This window comes from Kribbella sp. NPDC005582 (assembly GCF_040605415.1).
In the GTDB taxonomy this organism is placed as follows: Bacteria; Actinomycetota; Actinomycetes; order Propionibacteriales; family Kribbellaceae; genus Kribbella.
Window position 1 is genome coordinate 184,084 of sequence record NZ_JBEXCU010000002.1, and the last position, 23,580, is coordinate 207,663.

Genomic DNA, 23,580 nt, shown 5'->3' on the forward strand with positions numbered 1-23,580 from the left:
CTCAGACGTCGTGGCCGAGGCCAGGTCGGGTGGGTACGTCGATCCAGCCCTTGCAGTCGGCGAACACGCTCGGAGCCAGCGGGTCCTCCTCGACCAGCAGCGGCCCCACCAGGTCGGCCGCAACGGTCGCACCCGGTACGGCGGCGGCCAGGTGCACCGCGGCCAGGGTGGCGATGCCCAGCTCCGGCATCGAGCCTATCTTCACCGCTAGGCCCGCAGCCTCGGCCAGATTGGCGATCTGCAGTGCACGGTGCAGTCCGCCGACCTTGAGGATTTTGATGTTCAGTACGTCGGCCGCCCCGCGCCGTACGATCTCCAGGGCGTCGTGGAGCGAGTGCATGCTCTCGTCGGCCATCACGCGGACGTCGAGCCGCTGCCGCAGCCGCACCATGCCGGCGAGGTCCCAGCGTGGCAGTGGCTGCTCCAGCAGGCTCAGACCGGCATCTGTCATCTTGGCGAGGTACGGCAGGGAGGTGGTCGCGTCGTACCCCTCGTTGGCGTCCAAGCAGAGCTCCGTCTCCGCAGGGACCGCCGCCCGGACCGCACGCACCAGCTCGAGGTCCTTGGCCGGGTCATGGCCGCCCTTGAGCTTCAGATGCTGGAAACCGCGCGCGGAGTACTCAGCGGCTTCGGCTGCCATCTCGTCGAGCGTGCCGAGGCCGACCACCCAGGCCGTCTGGACCCGACTCCGGATGCTGCCGCCGAGCAGCGCATGCACCGGCCAACCGCTCAGACGGCCGGCCAAGTCGTACAGGGCAATGTCGAGTCCGGACTTCGCGACATGCTGGCCGCGTAGGACGCCGTCCATCACGACATGGGCGCCGGCCCGGTCGAGCGGGTCGCGACCGATCATCGCGGGCGCGAGGTGCTCCTCGATCGCCGCGGTGACGCCGGCCAGCGTCTCGCCCGTGTACGCCGTCATCGGGGACGTCTCGCCGATCCCGACCGCGCCGTCGGCGGTGTGCACTTCGACCACCAGACTGATCAACTCGGTGCTGGTACCACTGCTGATCTGGAACGGCCGGCGATACGGAGCACTGACTACTCGGGTCCGGATCGCGCTGATCGGCGCCGATCCAGTGCCGGCTGGAACGCCGACCGGATGCGATAGAACAGTCATGGCCGGCTCCTTAGGGACACCATCAGGCGGTTAGGGGTCGCAATCCGACGCAAAAGGACTTACGGTCAAGACCGTAAATACCCCGAGTGCTCTCTGTCAACGGAAGGTGGCACCCTGATGCGGCTGGGTCTGTATCTCAATCTGTACGGCACCGACGGCGAACGGCCGCAGCTGGCCGACGCGGTCGAGCAGGCACGGCTGGCCGAGCAGGCCGGGTTCGAGTGGGTGGTGCTCGGCGAGCGGCATCTGCACCGGCCCGGGTACCACGAGATCCTCACCTCGATGACCTGGCTGGCCGCCCACACCTCGCGGATCGGGATCGCCACGGCGGGCATCGTCGCACCGCTCTATCAACCGGTGCTGCTGGCTGAAACCCTCGCCCACCTGGACATCCTGTCCGGTGGCCGGGTCACGGCCGGTTTCGTTCTCGGCTACCGCCCCGAGGAGTTCGCTCTGTACGGCGTCACCCAGCGCGAACGCGTCGCGCGGTTCGAGGAGTGCCTCGAGATCGTGACCCGGTTGTGGACTTCGGAGTCGGTCACTTACGAGGGTCGTTTCACGTCGCTGCAGGATGCCTACCTGTCGCCGCGACCGGTGCAAAACCCGCGGCCCCGGATCTGGAACGGTGGCCAGGTGTCCGCCGTACTGGAACGCACTGCGCGCATGTGCGACGGCTGGACCACCTCGTTCAACCAGCCCGACGAGGTGCTGCCGGACAAGATCGCGGAGTACTTGGGGTATCCGCGCGGGGAGGTGTCTCTCGGTGCCGAAGTCATTCTTTGCCGCGAGGGCTACGCCGCCCCGACCTCGCAGGACGCGCGGAAGGCGCTGGAAGAACCACTGCGCGACCTGTACGACGCCTACACCGGCTGGAAGCGCACCTCCGCCGACGCCAGCCGTTACACCCAAGGCTGGGACGACATCGCCGCCCGCAGTGTCATCGGATCGTCGGCCGAGTGCGCCGAGCGGATCGCCCACTACGAAGAGATGGGCGCTGACGGCATCATCCTCCGCGTCCAGCCGCCGGGCATGTCCCAGACCGACGCACTGCGTGCTATCGAGGCGTTCGGTGAGCTGAACGCCTGACGGCGGACTGTGGCAGGCGTGACCCTGACATGCGGTGCACTAGCCGTATGTCGGAGATCATCAATCTGTCAGAGCGGTTCCGGACGACCTCCGCGCCGGGTGAGTCGCCGAGACTGCTGTTCGACGCCGGTACGGCGACGCTGGTCCAACAGTCGACGGATACGGTCGGCCGGATCGTGGCGTCGTTGGCAGAGCGTCTCAGCGCGGTGACGCCGGGGGCCGCGCTCGAGTGGGCGGATGACGTCTCGGTGTTCCAGCCGCCGCCACCGGTCGCCTACAGCGACCGCGAGACGGCGCTGGCGGCTGTGATCGCGAAGGTGACCGACTCGCTGGCGGACCCCACCTACACCTACCACCTGGGCGGGGTCGGCGACGGGGCCGCGCTCATGCTGGAGAAGGCCATCGACGAGGAACTCCTGAGCGACCAGTACGTCTTCGTCATCGACAGCTCGAACAACCTGCACGAGCTCTACTACTGGTCCCGCTGATCCGGCCTGCTCGGACCGCGGTAGGGCTGGGTCTGGGAGTAGACGAGGTTGGTGGTGGTGCTGCCGAAGTCGGTGAGTTCGTTGACGAGTTGTTCGAGATGCGGCATCGACGTGGCGGCGATCTTGAGGGTGTAGCAGTCGTCGCCGGTGGTGCGCAGGCACTCGAGGAACTCGCCGCGCTCGGCGAGCAAGCGCTTGAGCGGCTCGTGCTTGTTGCCGGGGTACTTCAGCCGGACAACCGCGAGTACGGGGTAGCCGACCTTCGCCAGGTCGACCTCGGCTCGGTAGCCGGTGATGACGCCGAGCGACTCCAGGCGGCGTACGCGCTCGGTGGTAGCCGACGCACTCAGGTTGACGCGCCGGCCGAGCTCGCTGAGTGACAGCCTGGCGTCGTTTTGCAGCTCGGTGAGCACCGCCCAGTCGATCGCGTCGAGAGTCTCGGTCATGTGGGCAATCTACCGGTGATTCCCCGGCGAATGGGCGGTTCTGCCGGGAAAAGTCTCTTCAGGTGTGGACTGCTGCCTGGATAGCCTGAGGGCGTGGAAATCGGCGTGAACGTCCCGAATTTCGGGCCCGGTACGAACCCCGACAGGCTGCGGGCGTGGGCGCAGGTGGTGGAGGGGCTTGGATACGACCTGTTGATGGTGTCGGACCATGTGGTGATCACGCCGGACGTCGCCGAGCAGTATCCGGCGCCGTTCTACGAGCCGTTCACCACGTTGAGCTGGCTGGCCGGGATCACGTCGCGGGTGCGACTCGGTACGACGGTTCTGATCGCGGGGTACCGGCATCCGTTGCTGGTGGCGCGGATGGCGGCCAATCTGAATCAGCTGAGTGGTGGGCGGCTGGTGCTCGGGGTCGGTGCAGGGTGGGCTCAGCAGGAGTTCGAGGCGCTCGGCTCGTCGCATGCGCGGCGCGGACGTTCGACGGATGAACTGCTGACCTCGTTGCGGACGGCCTGGGCGGATACCGCGGACTACGGTTCTGGGCGGATCCCGCTCTGGGTCGGTGGTCGCAGCGAGGCTGCGATGCGCCGCGCCGTACTGCATGCCGATGCCTGGCACCCGCTCCGGAACCGGATCGATTGGTTGCGCACGGCAACTGATCGGCTCGCGGAGATCGCGGCTGCCGAGGGCCGGCCGGTGCCGGAGTTCGCGCCGCGGATCCTGCTGCGGCTCACCCCTTCGCCGATGCCCGAGGAGACCCGCGTGGCCGGTGAGGGCACGATCGACCAGGTACTCGCCGATTTCGACGTACTGCGTGAACTCGGCGCGACCAGCGTCGTCCTCGACCCCTTCCACGGCGATCCCGCCGAAACCGAACACCCCGAGGCAGCCTGGCAAGACCTGGCCACCCTCCGACAGGAGCTCACATGACCTCGTCCGAAACCTTCCTCCGCCGCGCGATCGCCCTGGCCGCCGCCGCCCGCGAAGCCGGCAACCCACCCTTCGGCTCCCTGCTGGTCGGCCCCGACGGCGAAGTCCTCGTCGAAGCCCAGAACACCACCATCACCGAGTCCAACATCAGCTACCACCCCGAACTGAAGCTGGCCGTCTGGGCCGCCCGCGAACTCACCCCCGAGGTAGCCGCCGGCACCACCATGTACACCAGCTGCCAGCCCTGCGAGATGTGCACCGGCGCCCTAGCCCGCTCCGGCCTCGGCAACGTCGTCTACGCCCTGTCCAACGAACAGTTCAGCACCCTCAAAACCACTCCCGGCTTCCCCGCCGTACCCCAACACGGCCCAGCCCTCTTCGAAGAAGCCCGAGTCCCCGTAGACGGCTACTACAACTAACACCGCCAAGGACACCGCCTTCGGCGGCGGCCCTTCTTTTGGCGCCTTCGGCGCGGTCTCGTGTGGACCCGCCTGTGGTGGTTTCGTGAAGGAGCGGCTGTGGTGATGCAGATCCGTTGGGACAGGGGTTGTCACCCGACCTGGTGTCGGCGCCCGCTGCAGTGAGTGTGACGATTGAATGAGAGGGACTCCACTCCGCCCGCCGTCGATCGCCTCGGAGTCCACGCAAGCACGCAATGCGCAGTGCTGCCCTCGAGGGCTACCCGCGCTCACCTGTGCCCGCCCAAGCTCAGGGCTGCAACGACGAACGAGCCGCCCACCTGTAAGGATGGGCGGCTCGGAGCACATGAGCGCTACTGACGAATTTGGAGTAGTTGCTCCACTGCGACTCCCAGACCCGCCGCCGACACCACTTCGATGGATGAACCAGCGAACTGCATCAGGTTAGCCTTCACGGGCTTCTCCTTTCCGCCTTGCGGCGCCTCGTGTCCAGACTTGCCTTCTCGGAGTTTGTGACTGAAGAAGGGCAGAATGATCAGGGCGCCGACGGTCAGGATCTGGGCGTATGACGGCATCGGAGCCGTCTCTACTCCATGCTTTTGTATGTACAGGATACTCGGCCATCCACCCGCGTGCAGGCCAAACAACGAAGATGTTGCAACAGTGCCGATGCACCTCCCGCCATACGTGCGGGAGCAGCACCACTGACGGTCATAGGGGGATGATCCAACTGCCGTCCGGACTCGTGACGGTAGTCGTCTCCGGCGTGAACTCCACCGCCAGCTGATGCAGGGGGAACCGACCGGCCTGTTCCCATCGAGCACGCACGCGCTCGAGGTCGTCCCAGAGCCGCCGCTTGCCGCCCTGGTGCACCTTCCCCGCGCCTTCGTCTGCCCTGGCCCAGGAGCCGTCATCTGAAAGCAGCCAGACGACCTGCTTTCCATCTTCGTAGGTGGCAGATCGGTTCTCGATACTTGGCGAGTCCAGTTCGAAAAGTGCTCTCAACTCCCAATCCATCCAAAGGTTCGGGATCGGCTCGCGAAGATCACGGGTTTCGTCGCCGTCCCCCTCGCGGGCCACGGCGTACACCGCGTCGAGGCGAGCGGGATAGTCGGCGCCGCTCCGGGTTCTCATGAAGCTCGCCGGATCCGGCTGCACCGTGCCTCGCGCGACGAGGCCACGCTCAAGCGTCGCCGAAACGAGAAGAGAGGTATTCGCGATAGTCGTCACGATCCGACCGCCTGGTCGCAGCGCCGAGAGCCAGGACCGCGGCACAGGTCGTACCGAGACGGTGGCCAGCATCCGGTCGTACTCACCGTCGGGGAGCTCGCCGGTAGCGTCCGCGACCTCAATACGAGGAGCACGTCCGAAGCCGGCGAGGCGTTCGCGGGCAGCCTGCACGAGGTATGAGTCCACGTCGATGCTGGTCACCATCTTGTCGCCCTGCCGGTGGCCAAGAAGGGCGGCGGAGTAGCCGGAGCCCGTTCCGATGTCGAGCACCTGGTGGTTTGAGTCCGGGTCAAGCAGATCCAGCATTCTTACGATCAAGCCTGGCAATGTAGACGAGGAGGTCGGCGCTCCCGACGCTGTCTCGTCAGGTTTAGCCAGGTCGGCGTGCAGTGCACCCACTCTTGTTACAAGCGTCTCGTCCGAGTACGTGCGGGCCCATGGGTCGCCGACATCTGGCACGACCTGTGCCCACTCGAAGGTCCGGCTGCCTTTCACAGGCTCCCACCACTTGGGTACCAGCTCGTGCCGTGGCGTGGCACAGACCGCGTCGTACCACTCGGGCGCGCTGATGGTGACTTGCGAGGCGAGTTTGCGGGCGGCATCAGTCCAGTCGGTCACGCCTACTGGTCCTTTCGTTGTAAGGCGTCGGCCATAGCCTCCACCATCGGGATACCAGCTTTCACCGCGAGCCAGTGCCACTGACCATTTGGGTTCACCTCGAAGAACACCCAACGCCCGTCCGGCGTCACGGCGAAGTCCAGCGCGCCGTAAAACAGACCCAGCTCGTCCATCAAGAGCCGGACACCCTTCTCCACGTCAACGGGCACTTCCAGCCGCTCATACGTCAGAGACGCGTAGTCGGTGCGCCAGTCAAGCTTGCCGGCCTCACTACCCGCGTGAATGGCCACCGGGAACATCCGGTCACCGATCACTGTCAACCGAACCTCGAACGCCTTCGGGACACGCTCCTGAATCAGATGAGCTGTTCCTGCCACCGCCTCGTCCAGGTCAGCAGCCCGGAGCAACGTAGTGGGGATGTAGCGGTGACGGAGGTCCGGAGTGAGGACGCCCCCACTGAGGCCCTTGTAGATCATCTCCTCGTCACCGATGAAGGCCAAGACCTTTTTCAGGTCGGACGTGATCGTGGTTCGAGGCACCTCCAAGCCGGCCCGAGCCGCTACGGCGAGCTGTACCGGCTTGTAGTTGGCCGCAGAGTCGCGGGCGGGGTGGTTGATCCATCGAGCAGGCAAGGAGCCGAGAACACCGAGAACACCCACTCGACCCTCCGAGGCCGCAAATGCGCGCGCCTCATCGGGCCACCCGGTGGGAATCGAGAACTCGCCTGGGCGGCGCCACCACACTGAACTGATGGTTTCCAGCTCAATGGGGTGGTCGCCGCTCAGCGTTCCTTGCCAGCCCTGGGAGTCGAGGGTGACTGCGATCTTCGAGGAGATGGGAAAGTCCGCAGTGTCGTACCGAACTACTTTCGCTCGCCTCCTCGTCAGCTCGTCAACCACCGCGTCGGCCGTGATGTCGCTGCGGCCGGTCAGCACCAGGACTGTGTTCATATCAGTAGTTGTCGGTCGCGTTGTCCGACCCGGGCCGCTGGCCGTCGCCAGTGTCGGTCTCGGTGTTGGTCTCGGGCAGCGCGTTCGTCAGCGCGTGGTACGGGTTGCCATCGGCATCGATGTTCAGTTGCTGCTTTGCGCTGTACGACATCGGAACCTCCAACCTCGGTGCCCGCTCGGGCGTAGTGAGGTGACGCGCCCCAAAGGGCGGGGCGAGCAGATTTGCACTCATCTGGAACTCCTTCTCGGTGGCGAACTTTCTTGTAAGGCGGAGCGGGCAGGCACAGGGACCTTGCACCCGCCCCGCCGTTCAGGGGGCCGCGACCTGGTCGCGGGGATCGTGGACGCCTTCAGCGTCGACCGGGTGTACGACCACGCACAGGTCGTCCTCCAGCTCAGCAACGCACCTGACCATCTCGTGGCCGAAGGTGTCCAAGGACGGGACGACCACACCCGCCGCGCGCGACTCCCTAAGGCCGGCGAGCAGGCCGTTGAAGGCTGGCGTGGGTTCGTCGTGAACGAACAAGGGAGGCGAGCCCCAGCGATCGAAGTAGACCGTGCCGAGTTGCAGCCCTGCCCTGTTCGCATAGCTGGACAGCAGCGCATGCACAACCGAGTGCTGGCCGTGACCCGCGAACGGCGCGAGCCGGGCATAGCCCAACACCAGAGGCCGCAACTTGATGACTTCCCCCATGACCGTGCTCGCCTCCTGCTTGCCCTGCTGGCATGTAAACGGTGGTCCGCCATCCCGCGCGGTGGGATGGCCGGGGATGGCGGATTCGCTGCTACGTCTTCGAGTTTGGAGACCAGGCAGGTGGGAGTCGAGATGCGCCATGCGGACAACCGAACTGTCCGCATGCTGCCCGCGCCACGGCCTGATAGCTGCTGCGCAAGGCGATTTCGATAGCATCTGAACGTGGCGATTCCTGCGGCGTTCGATGGCCTGACAGCCCACGCCGGCTCCCTGTTCTGGGTGCAGTCAGGCGAGGACGGCGACCAACTCGTCAGGTGGACTGTCAGCGATGGCGCGACTCGTGGGGCGCCCGCCGGCTTTGCCATTGGCAATGAAGTCCATGCCTACGGTGGCGGATCGGTTGCCGTCTCAGATGCCGGAGTTTGGGGCGTTTCGTCGCAAGACCACCGGATCCACCGGCTCAGCGCCGCGGTGGCTTCCCCTCTGACTGAATCCACCTCATGCGAGTTCGGTGACCTGGTGGTCGCCGGTAAGGCGATCCTGGCTGTTTGTGAGGTCGCTGGCGGAGATCGTCTGGTTGAAGTCGACATCGACACTGGGCATGTGCGTTCTCTTCAAGAGACCGCTGGCTTTCTGGCCTCGCCCCGGTCCGGCTATGGTCGCCTGGCCTGGCTGAGTTGGGAGGCCGACCAGATGCCGTGGGACAGCGCCCAGCTGTGGGTGGCGACGTACGGCGAAGGTGCGGGCGACCTGGGCACTCCGGTCCTGGTCGCGGGCGGGATCTCAGAGGCGGTCACTGAGCCGACCTGGGGTCCTGACGGGCATCTCTACTTCATGTCCGACCGGACGGGTTGGCTCAATCTCTACAGGTGGGACGGCGAGAGCGTCGAAGCAGTGACAGCGACAGAAGCCGACTGTGCAGCTGCCCCGTGGGAGCTCGGCTATGCGAGTTACGCATTCCTTGCTGACGGAGCGGTGGCGATCCGAGTCCGCCGGGACCTCGAAGATCACCTGATGCTGATCGACGCGGACGGCGTTTCGCGAACCATCGATTTGCCTTACACCGCGATCAAGCCCTACCTCTGTGCGGTAGGCACCGCAGTCGCGATGATCGCAGCCACACCCACCACAGCGCCGTCCGTCGTACTTGTCGAGCGAGACGGCTCATACTCGGTTCTCGCTGGTCAAGAGCCGTCCAGCACAGTGGGCCGTAACCCCGAGCGGATGTCGGTCGCCGGCATTGACTTCTTGCTGCACCCTCCAGCCGAATCCGACGGCAAGTGGACGGCGCCGACGATCGTTCGCGCACATCCAGGCCCTACGGACGAGGTCTCAGTTCGGCGCGACGCGCAGGCTGACTACTTCACCCGCCAAGGCTTCGCCGTCGCAGATGTCGACTACCGAGGCAGCACCGGTCACGGGAGGGATTTCCGGCGCAGTCTCTACGGTCATTGGGGGTCCTACGATGTTGCGGACTGCGCGACTGTCGCCCAATACCTGATCGACGCCGGATTCACATCGGCTGGTGAAGTCTTCGTCTGCGGGTCCAGCGCCGGTGGCTACACAGCCCTTCGCGCCGCAGGTATGGCCGGGCCGTTCCGTGGCGCGGTAGCCCGGTCTCCAATCGTCGATCCTCAGAGGTGGGAGCAGAGCGTGCCGAGATTCCAGCGCGCTCACGCCGCCGCGCTGGCGGAGGGGGCGATCGCCGTCAGGTCTGCTGATATCGAGTGCCCGGTTCTCCTCGTGCACGGCCTGCACGACCCCATCACTCCGGCACAGGACACGCTTGCGCTGGCTGCGGAACTTGAAGCGCGTGGTGCCGACTGCGAGTCAGTCATCCTGGACACTGCGAGCCACACGCTGGCCGCACCGGATCTGGCCGCGAAGGTGCTCGACGCGGAGTTGGCGTTCTTCCGCAGGTTGCTTGGTCACTCCGAGAGCGCAAAGCGTACGTAGTCCCCGAATTCGACGACCGGCCTCAGGTCGGAGAACGGCAACAGCTCCTGGCGTAGTTCGTAGATACGGTTGCGGCTGCGCGCGGATGAAGTTTGGGCAGCAAGGTCAACCGCTTCGCGGCCCACAGCGCAGGCCTGATCTGGATCGCCGGCTCTTGCGAGCGACGAGGCCATCAGGGCAGTGTCGATCGCGAGTCGACGTACGTGGCCCGATGCGATCTTGCTGAGTGCCTCTCCCGCCTGCTCCTGTGCCAGCACCTGGTGGCCGAGATCATGGAACGAGTGCGCCATTTCGTCGGCAAGGTAGGCCGGCGTGAAGTACCCGATCCACGCGGGAGAATCTTCTGGATGAGCGGACTCCAAATGAGCCTCGGCGTTGAGCAGCGCCTTCGTGGCTGCCTTCTCATCACCTCGGCGAGCCTCAGCCCTCGCCACCACAGCCTCGAACGCGGAGCGCACAGTCGGGTCAGCGATCTGCGAGGTCCCGTGGATACCCGTCCGGGCCATCCGCAACGCCTGGTCGACGTCACCCCCGTGGAGCGCGAGATGAGCGCTGCTCACCGACAGGAGATATCCGCCGTACAGCCGATCACCGGCGGCCGAGGTCAGCTCCAGCGCACGCAAATAACACTCACGAGCGTAGTCGTCGCGCCCGAGATCGATCGACTGGTACCCGACAAGCTCCCAGAAGCCGGCCGCGGTCGAGTACAGCTTGGCTGCGGTTGTCTCGTTGACGGGAACACGCGCCAGCAGTTGCTCCAGCTCGACGGATGCGTAGTTCGACACCAGCTGATGCGTCCGACCGGCACCATGCTCGTGATCGAGTTCTCTGAACCTGGTCAACTGCTGGCCGACGGCCGCGATCTCTTCCTCGTCGACCAAACCTTCCGTCCCCAGGATGCGAACCTCGTCGGTGGATGTTGTCAGCCAGTCGAGGGCAGCCCGCTCGAGGGTCGTCTCGACTCGCCGCACTGAGGGCTGAGCGATGTGGCGTTGTGAGCGCAGACTCGGCTCGAACGCCTGAAGAAGGCCAGCAGCGCCGAGTTCACGGTCAAGATTTGCGACGAGCTCTGAGGACGGCCATCGCAGAGCCTTCTCGATCTTGCCGATCTGGTCCTTGCTAACGAAAACCAAGGATCCTAGATCAGCCTGCGATAGCCCTCTCCGCTCGCGCAGTTCTCGCACAGCCGAACCGAAGGCGTCCCGGATGGATCGTTGCGGAGTCAGAGGACGAGGAGCCTGTGCCACTCACGCCTCCCCAGTACGATTCTCGCCCCCGGCGTGGCTCCGGCAACGCCCACTGATCGGGCCAGCCCGTCGTGCATCAGGTGGCCGCATTCCCCAAGAGTCTTACATTAGGACACGATACCGACACTCTGAGCAACCCAGTCAGCGTGCCGCAACGAGGGCCATCGGTCGCTCCCTACCCGCCGAGCTCTCCCGGGCCTCATTCACTCGCGCCGACGTCAACTGGTGGCTCCGAGTCATCTTTCTCGTCGTCATCCGCCTCCTCGTGCTGTCGGTGCTTGGTGAAGCGTGCGCTGAGGAAGGGAGACTGAAGGCTCTCCAGTTGAACCAGCAGCCTTCCGAGCGGCTTTCGAAACAGGAGCAGGCTCCCGAAACCCAGAACGATCAGAAGACTCTCATTGACGTGCTGCCACGTCTCTATCGCGAGCATGCGCAGAGTCTGTACAAATCATTGCCTTCTGTGAAGTCGCCACGCTGATCTTTGATCTGGCGTGTCGGGTGTTCTGAGCTGCCTCTATTGCCTCTTATTGCCTCTTATTTATTTTGAGATCCGAAGCTTGCCCCGCTGTCGTCGGCGTGACGGTGACACGTCGTCGATGGGAGGATGGCCCTTTGTCTACATGACAGCTACCCTCCAGTGATCCTCCGTGGCACTAGCGCTAGCGCTCCATCATCCAGACCGGACCCACCCATTCGATGAATTTCAGCACCGGTGCTGGTGTAGCTCGCTAGATCATTCGAATGACCCTCCGAATGATTCCTGCGCATCTATCCGAATGACTCTAATAGAGCTATTGGCTCTATTTAGATCGCTATTTGCATAGCATTCAATGCTTGCAAGGCACGTCCCGCGCTCGCGCCACAAGCGATCCGGCAAGCGCCGCGGGCACATGCTTCAGACCGTCTACACCGCCCTGGAACGGCCTCTCGTGACCGAAGCCGACCGCCGACGCCTTCGCATCGAGCTCCACGAGCGCATCCGTTGGTCGCAGGTTCAAGCGTTAGGCGGGTGGCGCTACCAACCACTTTCGCCTGCGATCCCTCGGTACCCCGGGTGGTCGATCGCGCGATGAGCGCGCGACGGGGTGGGTGGGCGCCGAAGGCGCGGGGGCGGCGGGCGATAAGCCCGAAGGGGGTGCGCGGTAGCGCACAGGGCCCGGGCGGTAGCCCGGAGGGAAGCAAAGGGTGGGCGGGCAGCACGCGTGGGGGAAACTACCCCTTCAACCCCGACATGGTGATGCTGTCAGTGAGGTAGCGCTGGAGCAGGCCGAAGACCAACAAGCTTGGGATGACCGTGATCGTGGCGCCGGCCATGATCTGGTTGATGGGGACGGACTGGGTTTGGAGGGTGGCCAGGCCTACGGTCAGGGTTTGCATGTGGGCGGACTGGCCGATGACCAAGGGCCAGAGGAAGTCGTTCCAGTGCCAGAGGAAGACGAAGATTCCCAGGGTGGCCAGGGCGGGGCGGATCAGGGGCATCACGATCAGGGTGAAGATCTGGCGTTCGGAGGCGCCGTCGATCTGGGCGGCTTCGAAGAGTTCGTCGGGGAGTTGGCCGATGAACTGGCGGAGCAGGAAGACGGCTTGGGAGTTGGCGAGGGTGGGGACGATGAGGCCCCAGTAGCTGTCGACCCAGTCGAGGCGCGAGACCAGGATGTACGACGGGATCAGCGTGGCCTGGAAGGGGACCATCAGGGTGGCGAGGAAGGCCCAGAACATCAGTTCGCGACCGGGGAAGCGCTTCTTGGCGAAGGCGTAGCCGGCCATGGCGGCGAAGAGCAGGACGAAGACGACCGAGACCAAGGAATACAGCAGCGAGTTGACTGTCCAGCGGGGGATGTCGGAGCTGGAGAGGACTCGGGTGAAGTTGTCGAAGGTCCAGCGGGAGGGGTAGAAGGCGTCGGGGAAGGTCTGGCCGCTGGGGGGTGCGAAGGCGACCAGGACCATGGCGACGAACGGCAGCACGGTGACGATCGCGGTCAACGCCAGCAGGGTGGGCAGCGTCAGGCGGGCCGCCGGTCGCGTCGTACGGCGGACTGGCGGGGAGGAAAGCTGGGTGGACGGGCGGTCGAGGAGGTTCACCATCAGTCGTCCTTCCCGACGAGCCGGCGTTGGACGAGCGAGATGATCAGCACGATCAGGAAGAGCACGATGCCGATCGCGCTCGCGTAACCGAAGTCGAAGAACTTGAAACCGCTGTCGTACAAGAGATAGACGAGCGAGTAGCTGGCCCGGACCGGGCCGCCACCGGTCATCACGTACATCGCGTCGAAGACCTGGAAGGCGCTGATCGTCTCGATCACCAGGACGAAGAACAGCACCGGCCGGATCTGCGGCACGGTGATGTAGCGGAACCGCTGCGAGGCCGAGGCGCCGTCGATCATCGCGGCCTCCAGGTACGACTTCGGGACAGCCTGCAGACCGGCGAGCAGGATCAGCATCGAGTAGCCGAAGCCCTTCCAGGCCGACGCCACCGCGATCGACGCCAGCACCGTGTTGTCCGAGCCGAGGAAGTCGATCGGGCCGACCGAGATCAGTCCCAGTACGGCGTTCAGCAGGCCGTCCTGGGCGTCGTAGATCCACTTCCAGATCACCGCGGCGAGCACGATGCTGGTGACGTAGGGCAGGAAGAAGACGCCCCGGAAGAAGCCGCGTTGCCAGACGACCTGCTGCAGCAGCAGCGCCGTACCGAGGGAGAGCAGGACGGTCAGCGGGACGAAGATCAGCGTGTAGGTCAGCGTGACGACCAGGCTCTGATGGAACAACGAGTCCTGCAGCAGCCGGGTGTAGTTGTCGAAGGCAATGAACTTCCAGCGGCCGCTGAGCCGGTAGTCGGTGAACGAGAGCCAAACGGCGCCGACCGCGGGCAGGAAGCGGAAGGCCAGGAACAGCGCCAGCATCGGCGCCACGAACACCAGGCCGACCCACGCCCGCCGCCGCGGACCGTGCCGCCCCCTGAGCGGCACGGGACGCGGGCGGCGGGCGGAGGAGCTCCGGCCGACGCCGACCTGGGTCATCGCGTCAGGAGACCGTTGGCCTGCTTGGCAGCATCGTCGAGCGCCTGCTGCGGTGCCTTCTTGCCAGTCAGTACGGCCTGGATCTCGACGCTCAGCAGCGACATGATCTGCCGGGCGGCCGGGTTCGGCTCACCGGGGAAGGCGTATTGCAGGGCCGGGCCGAACTTCAGCGTCAGCGGGTCGGTGACCTCGACCTTCGCGTCGGTGCGCGGCGTGAAGTAGCCGGTGGCCTTGCTCAGCGCCTGCAGCTGCGGCGGCTGGATCATGAACGAGAGGAACTTCTTCGCCTCGTCCAGGTTCTCCGAGCCCGCGTTCACCGAGAGACCGCCGGGAATGCCGTACCCGACCTGCTTGGCACCGGTCAGCGGCGCGCCGACCTCGGTGTTCGCCTCGCCCCAGCTCTTGGCTGCGAGGCCGGCGTTGGCCGGCGTCGCGGTGAACGCCATCGCGACCTGGCCCTTGCCGATCGGCTGGTTGTCGATCGCGTTGCCGTTGGTCAGTGCGCTCTTCGGGATCGCGCCCTGGTCCCACAGCGTCTTCAGGAACGTCAGCGCTTCCACGCCCGGAGCCTGGTTGAAGGTGACGGACTTGCCGTCGTCGGCGAACACCTTGCCGCCGGCCTGCCAGAGCAGCGGGTAGAAGTTCAGGTTCAGCGTGGCCTCCGGCGAGGCCGAGTAGTCGAGGGTGGAGAAGCCGGCCGCCTTCAGCTTCGGCGCGGCCGCCTTGATCTCGTCCCAGGTGGCCGGCGGCTTGGTGATGCCGGCCTTGGTCAGCACCGTCTTGTTGTAGATGGTGCTGGTGACGGTGTGGTAGATCGGTGCGCCGTAGACCTTGCCGTCGACGGTCAGGCCGGGGATCGCGTTCGGCAGGAACTTGTCCTTGTCCGCCTCGACCACGTCGCCGACCGGCTCGAGCGAGCCGTTCTTGACGTACTGCGGGATCTGGTCGGGGATCAGCAGGACGACGTCCGGACCCTTCTTGCCGGCGAAGGCCGTGGCGAGCTTCTCGTCGCGCTTGTCCCACGGCTGCATCTCGAGCTTCAGGTCGATGCCCGAGTTGGCCGCCTCGAAGTCGGTCTCGACCTTCTTCCAGTAGGTGTCACTGGCGGCCTGGTCGGCGATGACCGGGTACATCCACAGGGTGACGCTCTTCTTGTCCGAGGAACCGGAGTCGTCGCCCCCGCAGGAGCTGAGCGCGGCGGCAAGGACCAAAGCGGTGAGCGGCGCCGCGACGCGGCGGACGGTGGATTTCATCACAACCCCCTGGCTAGGACCGAATAACGGTCAGGACCGAAAGTAATGGGAAGGAATTTCCGGTGTCAACGGTTGATATCGACTCGGAACAGTTCGGGCCCGTTGCTGAAGAAGAGCCGCTGACCACCCTGGACGGCGAGCCGCCGGTGCGGGTGCTCGAGGTACAGCTTCGGCGTCTGCCAGCGGCCGGGGGCGATCCGGTAGATCTTGTTCAGGTCGATGCTGACGTACACCCCGTCCCTGGTCGCGACGATGTCTCCGGTCTGGGAGGTCGTCCCGAGGACGAAGGATTTCAGAACTGTCCCATACCGTGGGTCCATCGCGAACACGGTCTTGCCGGCCACGCCCCAGAGCATTCCGTCCGGCCCGAACGTCACCCCCGAGACTGTCGGCGCCTTCGGCACCGGCACCGTCTCCCAGAGTTTGCGCGACCCCGTCACGTCCCAGGCGAACACGGTTCCGGACTCGCGGGTCGGCTGGGTGGTGCCCAGTCCGCCGGTGATCGACGTACCGCCGTAGACGATTCCTTGACGAGCGGTCAGACCGAACACGCTCTCGTCCTGGACCACGTTCCGGTACGTCGTGGTGGCGCCGGACTGTGGGTCGTAGAAGGCGAGCGCGCCGCCCAGCCGGTCACCGTCGGGGACCGTGCCGACCGCGATCTTGCCGTTCACCTCGACCAGCGCGCGGGCGCGCATCTGGATCTCGGGCTTCAGGTTGACCGCCAGCTTCGGATTCTCCGGCGCGCCGACCGGACCGGGGGAGTACTCGAGGCTGTTCCAGGTCTGCTCGGGTTCGTAGGAGTAGAGCCGAGCCTCGGGGTAGGTGCCGATCCAGACCCGTCCGTCCGAGGCCTCGAGGGTCGCCTCGGTCTGCGAGAAGCGGTGGAAGGTGGTTGCGCCGGTCTTCGGGTCGGTCGCCGAGATGCCGCCGTTGAGATAGCCGCCGGTGTAGACGGTCTTCGCGCCGCCGGAGACCGACAGGATCTCGATCGGCTCGCGCCGGACCGCGGTCTGGAAGATCTCCGACTTGCCGGTCTGCGGGTTGTAGCGGAACTCCTCGCCGCGCCACAGCGTGCCGACCACGCTGGTGCCCGGATAGTCCGGCAGGCCGAGGTCGGCGTACCCGATGGCGCGGGCGTTCTGGATCCGGCCGATGAAGGTGAGGCCGGTGCCGGTCATGGTCTTGGTGACCGGGTCGTACCGCTTCAGCTCGCTGGCCTGGATGAAGTAGAGCTTCCCCTCGGGATCGAGTGGCGAGATGTCCAGCCCGTGTGCGGTCGGGATCTCGTCGACCCAGGTGCGGGAGACGATGTCCCAGACGTACATCGGGCCGGGGAACGCCGTACCGACGCGGACGTAGACGCGGCCGCCGCGAACGTTCAGGTCGTAGACGGACTTGCCCTTCGGGTCGCCGAGGTTGGGTGGCGGGGGCAGCTCGGTGATGGCGCCGGTAGTGGTGTCTAGCTCGGTGAAGCGGGCGTCGGGCAGCGAACCGGTGTACACCTTGCCGTTCGCGTAGCCGATGCTCTTCACGTACGTCTGGGTCGCGAGGATCCGGCCGTAGTCGCGGACGGCGCCGGTCTGGTCGTCGTACCGGAAGACCTTGCCGTTCGGGTAGGTGCCGCCGTACACGTTGCCCTGCTCGTCGGTGGTGATCCGCCAGACGAAGGTCTCGGTGGCGATCGGCCGGCCGAGATCCTCGACCGTGGTCGCGCCGGGGCGCAGCCGGTAGAGGTGCCCGTTGTTGTAGGTGCCGACGTAGATCGTGCCGGTCGGGGTCGCGGCGACCGCGTAGCTGCCTTCGGCGCCGGGAAGTGGCGTCGAGAGCAGGCTGTGGCCGTCGACCGGATCGATGGCGTTCAGGTACGCCGGTCCGCCGGTGGACACGTTCCAGATCGCGGTCTTGCCGCCGGGGCCGGGCGCGACGGTGCCACCGATCAGCAGTACGTCGGACAGCGGGACACCGAGCGACACGGCTTCGGCGTACGGCGGGCCGGCCGCGGCGGCGGGCACTGCCGGCGCGACGGCGAGGACAGTGGCGAGGGTCAGGGCGAGAAGCGGGCGGATCGATCGCAACGTTGCCTCCGGGGGTGCCGTATTTACGGTCCTGTCCGAAAGTAAGCGCCGGAGGCATGACGAAGTCAACGGCTCAGCAGGAATTGGCAGTTGTGGCAGTGCGGAGCGGTCTTTACGGTCCTGCCCGTTAGCGGGGCGGGAGCTTGGCGAGCAGCTCGGCCAGCTGATCCCGCGTCACGGTGAAGTAGTTGTTCTGCCGGTGCAGGGCGCGGTGGAACGCCGCGAGCTCCTCGGATGACGTCGTGGGGGAGAACGTGCTGATCTCGGTCAGATCGAGCCGGCGGTTGAACAGGTGCACCGTGTCGCGCCAGCGGTGCAGCAGGCCGACCAGCTCCGCGTCCCGGTGCAGACCGAGCGCTCCCGAGACCAAGGCCAGGTCCACCGCCGAGACGACCAGCCGCGGGTACACCTGCCGGATCGCCGGTGCCTGCGGCGAGAATCGCTCGTCGTTCAGCAGGCGGGTGTTCTCACGCAGCTCGTCGCCGACCGCTCGCAACACCTCGGTACGGCGTTCCGACTCGGCCGTCAGCCGCTCGACGAAGATGCCGGTGAGCCCCGCGACCAGCGTCAGCGAGTTGACCGCCGGCTCCCAGCGGGAGTTGTCCGGCCAGAGAAACCAAATCACGCCCAGCACGAACGCCAACGCGAGCAAGCCGTAGCTGATGGTCGTCACGACCGTACGGCGATGCCGCTTCCAAAGTCGTGTCATCGCGCCCAGATGTCGTCGGCCAGGGTGCGGTCGTGCTCGCCGGAGGACTCGGGGGCGAGTAGCAACAGTTCGAGGCCGAACGGGTTCGGCCGCCGCTGGTAGCGGAACTGGGACTGGATCGCCTCCACGGGCGTCAGTTGGCAGGCGGTGGTGAGCCGCTTCAGGCGGGTGGTGGAGTACTTCCGGGTCGTGTACAGGCGGATGGTGTCGCCGATCGGCAGCACCACCTCGGTGTGGTCCGGCAGCCCCATTCGGATCACCTCGTCGGTGTCGTTCTGCCAGAGGACCTTCACCAGCAGCGCGTCCTCGTCCTCGATCTCGCCGACGAACTTGATCCGCTCGTTGTCGACCTTCAGATCGGTGTTGTAGCGCAGCGCGCTGGTGACGAACTCCGTGAACGCCCTGGTCTGGTGGTACTCGTCGGCAGCGGCCTTCGCCGCCTCCGCGTCCAGCCGGGTCGTGCTGGCGACCTCGAGCAGCAGCCGGTCCTGCGGCCGCAGGACGTCGGTGATCAGCTGCAGCAGGTCCTCGTCGTCGTCGAAGTTGGCCAGGGTGTTCCCGGTCAGGCTGTAGAGCAGCGGCTCGTCACCGATCAGCCGGCCGAGCATCTGGGCCAGCTCGGACATGTTGTCGCGGATCGAGAAGTCGATCTGGACCGGTAGCACCTGAGCGATCGGGAAATGACCGCCGCGGACCGACTCCTGGGCGCCGAGCCGGAGCATCTCCGAGCTCATGTCGACCGGGATGTAGAACATGTCCGGGTTCCGCCGGCGCAGGTCCTCCAGGATCGTCCGGTCCTTCACCCCGGTCCCGATCCCGAGGCTGACGAAGTGGAAGCCGCCCTTGTCCACATGCGGTTTGACCTTGCGCCAGTGCCGCTGGAAGGACTCCGTACCGGCCTTCATCACCAGGTAGAACGGGTCGTTGGTCGCGTTCGCCCAGGCGATCGTCGGGCCGATCCCCCAGTACGCGAAACCTGAGGTGATCTCCTTGCCGTCGCCGGTCTTCGAGACCGGACCGCGCAGGTCGCCGGTCAGCGTGGCGAGCTTGTCGGTCTGATCCTCACCCACCAGCACGAACGTCCACGAGAAGTCGTCGTCGGCCAGCGCCTGCTCCAGCCTCCGGACCACGTGTACCGGCTCTGTCACGTCTCGGACCCCTCCCACGGTGAGGTGGTCAGGTTACCGGTTGCCGTCCAGCCGCGCAGTCTCGAAAACGCCGCCCTCAGACGGGCGTGACAGCTTCCGCCTCGCGGCCCTTGGGGCCGTCGATGATCTGGAAGTCGACGGGCTGGCCGTCCTCGAGGGTCTTGTACCCGTCGGAGACGATCTTGCTCCAGTGGACGAAGACGTCGTCCTGCCCGTCCACGGCGAGGAAGCCGTAGCCCTTGTCGGCGTTGAACCATTTCACGGTGCCGCGCACCATCGAGAACTCCTGTGACCACGGGACCCGTTGCACCCGGACCCCTCTGATAGCGGATCTCAGCCTAACGCACCGGGTCAGCCGCGGTGTGAGGCCGCCAGTCCGATGATGCCCGCCGCGAGCAGCAGCAGGGCGCCGGTCAGGCCCAGGTCCTTGGTCTGCAGGACACCGTTGTCGTTCAGCATCCAGATCGCGGCGCCACCGGTCAGAACGGTTCCGCCGATGATGCCGGCCACATCCGGTTTCGGCTTCGGCTTGCTCATCCCCGCTCCACCCTGATCGCGCCCAGCTTGATGTCCAGGTCCAGGACCACCTGCTCCGGTCCGGCCTTCTGGTCGAGACCCAGGTCGTTCACCGTCAACTGTGCATCATGTCCGCTCTTCTTGCCGCCCAGCGCGACCAGATCGCCGAGCTCGGCGTTCAGCTGACCCTGTACGTCGACGTCCGGCGGCAGCTTGACCACCACATCACCCGCGCGGCCGTGCACCTCGATCTTGGCGTCCGGGCCGAAGGTGGCCTTGGTCAGGTCCAGCTTCACCGAACCGGCATCGAACGTGTACGACGTCCCGGTGCCGGTCGCACCGATGACCTGACCGGCCGGCGCGATGTAGTTCACGTCGGCGAAGTTCCGCGGCACATTCGGGAACAGCGTGCTCGCCACCGCTCCGGCCGCGAGCAGCAGGCCCAGCGGGAGCAGTCCGGCCGTCCGGCCGACGAAACCGCCGACCAACATGCCGGTGCCGAGCATTGCCACTCCGATGAACAGCATGGTCGGCGTGGCCGCTCCGGCCAGCGCTGCGATCCCGATGGCTGCGCCGGTCAGCAGTACGACGATCGACTTCACGCCGCGAGCGCCCTTGACCGGTGGCTGCGCCGTACGGGTTGTGGCGGGGGAGGCGGTCGGCTGCTCGTCGACGTACAGGCCTAGTGGGTCGTCCTCGGTCCACACCGGCTGGACCGGCTCGCTGACGCGGTCCTGCGGTCGCGGGGCTGCGGCAGGCGCGGCCGGGGGCGCAGCGGGCGTGCTCTGCGACTGGGTCTGCGTCCAGCCGGGCTGGCCGTGTGTCCAGGCGCCGTTGGGACCCGACCACTGGCTGCGGGCGTTCCCGCGGCCGCGGCGGCCGCCCTTGCGGTTGTAGGCGACCACTCCGATGATCGCGAGCACCACGAGCGGGCCCGGCACGAAGCGCCCGAAGTCGAACGACGACATCATCGCGATGGCGGCGAACACGGCGATGCCGACGATGACCGGGCCCAGCCACGGGTGGTCCGGGCGGATCCGGCCGCCGAGCAGACCCTCCGCGGGGGAGCGGTCGCTGCGCTCGTCCGGCATCAGCAGCCAACCGGCGATGTAGAAGATGATGCCGGGACCACTGATGATCAGCACGGCCATCACCACCCGGATCAGCACCGGGTCGATGTTCAGCGCCCGGCCGACCCCGCCGCAGACCCCGGCCACCATCCGGTCCGACCGGCTGCGTTGCCAGCTCTGCACGTTCTGCAGGCGGCTGCGGTCGAACCCTCCGGGGCCGCTCGAGTTCTGGTCCATGGCATCGATACTGCGCCCCGGGCGGCTCCGGCGGCATCGGGGATCTCCCCTGACCTGCCCCGGATGCGCCCTCCGGCCGGGGTTTCCCCCGAGCCGACCCTGACCGGGCGCGGGCGCGTGTTGAGGAGCCGGCCGGGGACAAGCCTGCTGGTATCGGCCCGGTCGGCATGTGACGATCGTGGTGATGAGTCAGCCAGCCTCCGCCGCGCCGCCGGATGGGAGCTCCGAGAACGGAGCCCCAGCCGCAGCTGAGCCTGCCCAGGGGCAGACCGACCAGTGGCGTTATAAAGGCTGGGGTCCGGAGGGTCCAAGGCAGTATCGAGGCCCGTACGCCGCCTATGCCGCGCGGCAGGCCGCGGCGGCCGGTGGTGGTGTTGGCGGTGTCGGCCCGACCGGTCCGCCACCGCCTGGACCAGCCGCGCTCGGCACCGGCCGTCCGTCCGACCTCCCGCCCGTACGACGCGCCTACCGGCGTACCGAAGGCCGGATCGTGGCCGGCGTGGCCGGCGGCGTCGCCGACCATCTCGGTATCTCGGACACGCTGGTGCGCCTGGTGCTGATCGCCGCCACGGTGTTCGGCGGGTTCGGCGTACTGATCTATGCGGCGCTGTGGTTCCTCATGCCCCTCGGTACGCCGGTTGCGCCGGCCGCGCCCGGACTGGCCGCCCACACTCGCAGCGGCCTGCGGTCGGATGAGCCACCGCCTCCGGTGGCCGCGGCGAAGGCGCAGAAGCGGGAGAAGAACCGCGGGCAGGTGACCGCGCTGGTGGTCGTCGGCGCCGCCGTACTGCTGTTGCTGCAGGTCGCCGGGATCGGGATCGCCGGGAAGATGTTCTGGCCGCTGGTCTTCGCCGGGACCGGTCTGGCGCTGATCTGGCGGCAGGCCGACGACGGGCAGAAGGCCGAGTGGCGTGAGGGCGTCCGCGTGCCGGTGCTCGGCGTACTGCTCGGCAAGGGCGGTGCCAAGTCGCTGATCCGGCTGGCGGTCGGTCTGATCCTGGTCGGTACGGCGGTTGCCGTGTTCCTGGTGCAGAACGGCAAGCTGTCGCAGGTCGGCGACGTACTGATCGCGCTGCTGCTGGCGGTCGTCGGGCTGGGAGTCATCGCCGGTCCGTGGGTGCAGCGACTGAACAGAGACCTGAACGCCGAGCGCGCTGAGCGCATCCGGTCCCAGGAGCGCGCCGACATGGCCGCGCACCTGCACGACTCGGTGCTGCAGACGCTGGCGCTGATCCAGAAGCAGGCCAACGACCCGAAAGCGGTTGCGAAGCTGGCCCGCTCGCAGGAGCGGGAGCTGCGGTCGTGGCTGTACGACGAGGACGACCAGACCGACCAGACGCTGTCCGGAGCCGCCAAGCGGGCCGCGGCGGAGGTCGAGGACTCGCACGGCGTCCCGATCGAGGTGGTGACGGTCGGGGACTGCGACCTGACCGAGCCGATGTCGGCGATGGTGCGGGCGGCCCGCGAATCGATGGTGAACGCGGCCAAGCACTCCGGTGCGGCCAAGATCGACGTCTTCGTCGAGGTGGACGGCGACCGGGCCGAAATGTTCGTCCGGGACCGCGGCAAGGGCTTCGACGTGGACGGCGTACCGGACGACCGGCTCGGGTTGCGGCACAGTGTGATGGGCAGAATGGAACGGCACGGCGGACGCGCGACAGTGCGCTCCGATCCGGAGACTGGGACCGAAGTGCGACTGGAGATGGACAGATGAGCAGCAGGCGCGTTGTCGTCATCGACGACCACGACATGTTCCGGGCCGGGGTGCGCAGCGAGATCGGCGCGTCGGTCGACATCGTCGGGGAGGGCAACGACGTCGACTCCGCGGTGAAGGCGATCGTCGCGGCGGAGCCGGACGTGGTCCTGCTCGACGTCCACCTGCCCGGCGGCGGTGGTACCGAGGTGATGAAGCAGGTGCACCAGCGGCACCCCGAGGTGAAGTTCCTGGCGCTGTCGGTCTCCGACGCCGCTGAGGACGTGATCGGCGTGATCCGGGCCGGCGCCCGCGGCTACGTCACCAAGAACATCAGCGGTACCGAGCTGGTCGACGCGATCAACCGGGTCGCCGAGGGCGACGCGGTCTTCTCGCCGCGGCTGGCCGGCTTCGTGCTGGACGCCTTCTCCGGCGCGATCGACATCGCCTCGGTCGACGAGGACCTGGATCGGCTCTCGCAGCGCGAGCGCGAGGTCCTGCGGCTGATCGCCCGCGGCTACGCCTACAAGGAGGTGGCCCGCGAGCTGTTCATCTCGGTGAAGACCGTGGAGACCCACGTCTCGTCGGTACTGCGCAAGCTCCAGCTCTCGAACCGCCACGAACTCACCCGCTGGGCAACCGACCGCCGCCTGGTCTGATCACTAGGGTGAGCAC

At 66.6% G+C, this 23,580-nt stretch carries 25 protein-coding genes; 7 read left to right on the plus strand and 18 right to left on the minus strand.

The features are described 5' to 3' along the window. Nucleotide 1: 1 nt before the first annotated feature. Complete coding sequence (locus tag ABZS29_RS12415) at nucleotides 2–1,120, minus strand: enolase C-terminal domain-like protein (RefSeq protein ID WP_355461196.1); 1,119 nt, start codon at nucleotides 1,118–1,120, stop codon at nucleotides 2–4. Nucleotides 1,121–1,237: 117 nt separating this feature from the next. Here ABZS29_RS12415 and ABZS29_RS12420 point away from each other — a divergent pair, with 117 nt between their 5' ends. Together ABZS29_RS12420 and ABZS29_RS12425 are read left to right on the plus strand one after the other, a co-directional pair. Next, complete coding sequence (locus ABZS29_RS12420) at nucleotides 1,238–2,206, plus strand: LLM class flavin-dependent oxidoreductase (protein WP_355461198.1); 969 nt, start codon at nucleotides 1,238–1,240, stop codon at nucleotides 2,204–2,206. Between the two features lie 47 nt (nucleotides 2,207–2,253). Continuing rightward, nucleotides 2,254–2,694, plus strand: coding sequence for a hypothetical protein (locus ABZS29_RS12425; RefSeq protein ID WP_355461200.1), 441 nt, complete (start codon nucleotides 2,254–2,256; stop codon nucleotides 2,692–2,694). Here the strand turns inward: ABZS29_RS12425 and ABZS29_RS12430 are convergent. Beyond that, the gene (locus ABZS29_RS12430; protein ID WP_355461202.1) at nucleotides 2,679–3,140 is read right to left on the minus strand and encodes an Lrp/AsnC family transcriptional regulator; all 462 of its coding nucleotides are present in this window, start codon (nucleotides 3,138–3,140) and stop codon (nucleotides 2,679–2,681) included. The genes ABZS29_RS12425 and ABZS29_RS12430 overlap by 16 nt on opposite strands. 93 nt (nucleotides 3,141–3,233) lie before the next feature. Between ABZS29_RS12430 and ABZS29_RS12435 the strand changes: the two genes are divergently transcribed. Next, nucleotides 3,234–4,070, plus strand: a complete 837-nt coding sequence (locus ABZS29_RS12435) for a TIGR03619 family F420-dependent LLM class oxidoreductase (RefSeq protein WP_355461204.1) — start codon at nucleotides 3,234–3,236, stop codon at nucleotides 4,068–4,070. Beyond that, complete coding sequence (locus tag ABZS29_RS12440; protein ID WP_355461206.1) at nucleotides 4,067–4,489, plus strand: nucleoside deaminase; 423 nt, start codon at nucleotides 4,067–4,069, stop codon at nucleotides 4,487–4,489. The genes ABZS29_RS12435 and ABZS29_RS12440 overlap by 4 nt, the downstream gene beginning before the upstream one ends. A gap of 353 nt (nucleotides 4,490–4,842) precedes the next feature. Here ABZS29_RS12440 and ABZS29_RS12445 read toward each other — a convergent pair whose 3' ends face one another. From ABZS29_RS12445 to ABZS29_RS12465, 5 genes are all read right to left on the minus strand, one after another. Continuing rightward, entirely contained in the window at nucleotides 4,843–5,064 is a 222-nt protein-coding gene (locus ABZS29_RS12445; protein WP_355461207.1) for a hypothetical protein, read from the minus strand. A 136-nt stretch (nucleotides 5,065–5,200) separates the two neighbouring features. Continuing rightward, a complete protein-coding gene (locus ABZS29_RS12450) occupies nucleotides 5,201–6,337 on the minus strand; it encodes a methyltransferase domain-containing protein (RefSeq protein WP_355461209.1) in 1,137 nt (378 codons plus the stop codon). Between the two features lie 2 nt (nucleotides 6,338–6,339). Next, nucleotides 6,340–7,287, minus strand: a complete 948-nt coding sequence (gene tgmB / locus ABZS29_RS12455; RefSeq protein WP_355461211.1) for an ATP-grasp ribosomal peptide maturase — start codon at nucleotides 7,285–7,287, stop codon at nucleotides 6,340–6,342. 1 nt (nucleotide 7,288) lies between these two features. Then, nucleotides 7,289–7,519 (minus strand): putative ATP-grasp-modified RiPP, encoded by a 231-nt coding sequence (tgmA, locus tag ABZS29_RS12460; RefSeq protein ID WP_355461213.1) that lies wholly within the window; start codon nucleotides 7,517–7,519, stop codon nucleotides 7,289–7,291. A 78-nt stretch (nucleotides 7,520–7,597) separates the two neighbouring features. Then, entirely contained in the window at nucleotides 7,598–8,122 is a 525-nt protein-coding gene (locus ABZS29_RS12465) for a hypothetical protein (protein ID WP_355461215.1), read from the minus strand. Nucleotides 8,123–8,203: 81 nt separating this feature from the next. Between ABZS29_RS12465 and ABZS29_RS12470 the strand changes: the two genes are divergently transcribed. After that, the gene (locus ABZS29_RS12470; protein WP_355461217.1) at nucleotides 8,204–9,937 is read left to right on the plus strand and encodes a prolyl oligopeptidase family serine peptidase; all 1,734 of its coding nucleotides are present in this window, start codon (nucleotides 8,204–8,206) and stop codon (nucleotides 9,935–9,937) included. Here ABZS29_RS12470 and ABZS29_RS12475 read toward each other — a convergent pair. The 11 genes from ABZS29_RS12475 to ABZS29_RS12525 all read right to left on the minus strand — a co-directional run bounded on the left by ABZS29_RS12475 (nucleotide 9,910) and on the right by ABZS29_RS12525 (nucleotide 21,212). Further along, nucleotides 9,910–11,184 carry a helix-turn-helix transcriptional regulator gene (locus tag ABZS29_RS12475; RefSeq protein ID WP_355461219.1) on the minus strand — a complete coding sequence of 425 codons (1,275 nt, stop codon included), beginning with the start codon at nucleotides 11,182–11,184 and terminating at the stop codon, nucleotides 9,910–9,912. The genes ABZS29_RS12470 and ABZS29_RS12475 overlap by 28 nt on opposite strands. Before the next feature lie 199 nt (nucleotides 11,185–11,383). Further along, entirely contained in the window at nucleotides 11,384–11,614 is a 231-nt protein-coding gene (locus ABZS29_RS12480; RefSeq protein WP_355461220.1) for a hypothetical protein, read from the minus strand. 782 nt (nucleotides 11,615–12,396) lie between these two features. Next, entirely contained in the window at nucleotides 12,397–13,269 is an 873-nt protein-coding gene (locus ABZS29_RS12485) for a carbohydrate ABC transporter permease (RefSeq protein ID WP_355461222.1), read from the minus strand. Further along, nucleotides 13,269–14,201, minus strand: a complete 933-nt coding sequence (locus ABZS29_RS12490; RefSeq protein ID WP_355461224.1) for a sugar ABC transporter permease — start codon at nucleotides 14,199–14,201, stop codon at nucleotides 13,269–13,271. The genes ABZS29_RS12485 and ABZS29_RS12490 overlap by 1 nt, the downstream gene beginning before the upstream one ends. Continuing rightward, entirely contained in the window at nucleotides 14,198–15,454 is a 1,257-nt protein-coding gene (locus ABZS29_RS12495; RefSeq protein ID WP_355461226.1) for an extracellular solute-binding protein, read from the minus strand. The genes ABZS29_RS12490 and ABZS29_RS12495 overlap by 4 nt, the downstream gene beginning before the upstream one ends. Nucleotides 15,455–15,519: 65 nt before the next feature. After that, complete coding sequence (locus tag ABZS29_RS12500) at nucleotides 15,520–17,532, minus strand: hypothetical protein (protein WP_355461228.1); 2,013 nt, start codon at nucleotides 17,530–17,532, stop codon at nucleotides 15,520–15,522. A 127-nt stretch (nucleotides 17,533–17,659) separates the two neighbouring features. Continuing rightward, on the minus strand, nucleotides 17,660–18,241 hold the full coding sequence (locus ABZS29_RS12505) for a hypothetical protein (RefSeq protein ID WP_355461230.1): 582 nt from the start codon (nucleotides 18,239–18,241) through the stop codon (nucleotides 17,660–17,662). Next, the gene (locus ABZS29_RS12510; protein ID WP_355461231.1) at nucleotides 18,238–19,389 is read right to left on the minus strand and encodes an L-histidine N(alpha)-methyltransferase; all 1,152 of its coding nucleotides are present in this window, start codon (nucleotides 19,387–19,389) and stop codon (nucleotides 18,238–18,240) included. The genes ABZS29_RS12505 and ABZS29_RS12510 overlap by 4 nt, the downstream gene beginning before the upstream one ends. A 76-nt stretch (nucleotides 19,390–19,465) precedes the next feature. Next, nucleotides 19,466–19,666 carry a cold shock domain-containing protein gene (locus ABZS29_RS12515; protein WP_132410129.1) on the minus strand — a complete coding sequence of 67 codons (201 nt, stop codon included), beginning with the start codon at nucleotides 19,664–19,666 and terminating at the stop codon, nucleotides 19,466–19,468. A 74-nt stretch (nucleotides 19,667–19,740) separates the two neighbouring features. Continuing rightward, on the minus strand, nucleotides 19,741–19,926 hold the full coding sequence (locus ABZS29_RS12520) for a hypothetical protein (RefSeq protein ID WP_355461233.1): 186 nt from the start codon (nucleotides 19,924–19,926) through the stop codon (nucleotides 19,741–19,743). Continuing rightward, nucleotides 19,923–21,212, minus strand: coding sequence for a PspC domain-containing protein (locus ABZS29_RS12525; protein WP_355461235.1), 1,290 nt, complete (start codon nucleotides 21,210–21,212; stop codon nucleotides 19,923–19,925). The genes ABZS29_RS12520 and ABZS29_RS12525 overlap by 4 nt, the downstream gene beginning before the upstream one ends. Before the next feature lie 184 nt (nucleotides 21,213–21,396). On the opposite strand from ABZS29_RS12525, the gene ABZS29_RS12530 reads away from it, so the two are divergent. Then, the gene (locus ABZS29_RS12530) at nucleotides 21,397–22,926 is read left to right on the plus strand and encodes a PspC domain-containing protein (protein WP_355461237.1); all 1,530 of its coding nucleotides are present in this window, start codon (nucleotides 21,397–21,399) and stop codon (nucleotides 22,924–22,926) included. Then, nucleotides 22,923–23,564 carry a response regulator transcription factor gene (locus tag ABZS29_RS12535; RefSeq protein WP_355461239.1) on the plus strand — a complete coding sequence of 214 codons (642 nt, stop codon included), beginning with the start codon at nucleotides 22,923–22,925 and terminating at the stop codon, nucleotides 23,562–23,564. Before ABZS29_RS12530 ends, ABZS29_RS12535 begins: the two co-directional genes overlap by 4 nt. Nucleotides 23,565–23,580: the final 16 nt, after the last annotated feature.